The sequence below is a fragment of the Ureibacillus galli genome (assembly GCF_014836845.1).
GTDB lineage: Bacteria > Bacillota > Bacilli > Bacillales_A > Planococcaceae > Ureibacillus > Ureibacillus galli.
Genome location: NZ_JACSQA010000039.1, coordinates 27,268 through 28,983, shown reverse-complemented (window position 1 = coordinate 28,983; position 1,716 = coordinate 27,268). Strand labels below are relative to the sequence as shown.

At 36.4% G+C, this 1,716-nt stretch carries 1 protein-coding gene and 1 riboswitch (1 of these 2 only partly in view); the gene reads right to left on the bottom strand.

Features of this window, described 5'->3' with window-relative positions; translation table 11 throughout:
- Positions 1–102: 102 nt before the first annotated feature.
- Positions 103–1,464: a 23S rRNA (uracil(1939)-C(5))-methyltransferase RlmD gene (gene rlmD / locus H9636_RS17420; protein ID WP_404817774.1), complete on the bottom strand. Its 1,362-nt coding sequence runs from the start codon at positions 1,462–1,464 to the stop codon at positions 103–105.
- Between the two features lie 195 nt (positions 1,465–1,659).
- A riboswitch (FMN riboswitch) is annotated at positions 1,660–1,716 on the top strand (it continues 181 nt past the right edge of the window).

The following is a 1,716-nucleotide window of genomic DNA, read 5'->3' as shown; positions in this document are numbered from 1 at the left end:
GTTCATTGAAGAAAATAGAAAAACCCCGAATAGGTCCACTTTTTTTAAAGTGTCCACTATTTGGGGTTCAGTTCACATGATAGGTACCTCTTTTTACTATTATTATTTCTTTTTCAATGTTAATTTCGCGACGATTTCTACCCTTGCTGTTTGTGGGAACATATCGACTGGTTGAATATAATCCACATGATAAAACTTCGTTAATTCCTGTAAGTCCTTTGCAAAAGTGGACGGATTACAAGAAGTGTAAACAAAGCGTTTCGGTTTAATTTTCAAGACGGTTTTAATAAAGCTTGGTGCAAGACCTGTACGCGGTGGATCCACTGTAATGACGTCTGGGATAAATCCATCCTGTTTCCACTTTGCCAACCATTCCTCTGCTGTACCTGTATAATAGCGAACATGTTTATATCCGTGGTTTCGTGCATTTTTCTTTGCATCGGTAATACTTTCAGGAACGACATCCATACCACGCACTTCTTTTGCTTTTGGAGCTAGCCATAAACCGATTGTACCAACACCGCAATAAGCATCAACCACTTTTTCTTTTCCAGTTAACTGGGCAGCTTTTTTAATTTCATCATATAAATGAACTGTTTGCTCAGGATTAAGTTGGAAGAAAGCGCGGGACGATAAGTCAAAGGCAAGTTCTCCTAAATTTTCATGAATCGTTTCTTTACCATATAGACCAATCGTTTCATCTCCAAAAATAAGGGATGTTTTTTCACGATTGATATTTTGGGTAATCGAAACGATACTTGGATCGACTTTTAAAATACGCTCGATTAACTCTTCTTTATGAGGTATATCTTTTCGTGTCGTTACTAAACAAACTTGTGTTTCGCCTGTTTGGACAGCTGTACGAACAACAATCGTTCTTACTAATCCATCTAACGACTTGCCATCATAAATAGAGATATTTAACTTTTGTAATATTTTTCGAGTCCCAACAGTTATTTTTGAAGTTAGTGGATGTTGAACAGCACAATCATTAATATTTAGTAATTTATTTGTCCCTTCGGCATATAAACCTGCATAAACCCGTTTTCCTTCTTTTCTTACTTGGAAGGAGCTTTTATTTCGATAATGCCAGGGGTTGTCCATCCCAAGGGTTGGCCGAATATCTGTCGTTTCAGCAACTGACTTTACGTACTTTTCTAATGCTTGTACGACCATATCCCGTTTTTCTTTTAGTTGCCCGCTATATGTTAAATGTTGAAGTTGACATCCTCCACATTCATTATAAACAGGGCAGCTAGGTTCTTGGCGGTCTTTAGATGGTTTGCGAATGTTCAAAATTTCCGCTTCAGCGAAATTCCGTTGTACTTTCGATACTTTAACAGTCACTTCTTCCCCTGGTAAGGCACCTTTTACAAACACTACATTTCGTTTATAAAACCCGACCCCTTCGCCATTAATACCTAATCGTTTAATCGTTAAAGGAAATTTTTGACCCATTTCCATTACTACTTTTTCGCTCAAAAGCGTTCACGTCCTTTATTTTGTTCATTTAACCATTATAACGAAGCACTATTTGAAAGCAAATGAATAAATTCTTCCTTAAAGTAAAAATCTATAAACATAAAGAATAGTGTTATTTTGAAATAAGTTATTAGCAATTATCTTGAATTCGTGTTATCCTTATTTCAATTAAATAAATTATTCCTTCGGGGTCGGGTGAAATTCCCAATCGACGGTGATGAAGTGAAAAACTTC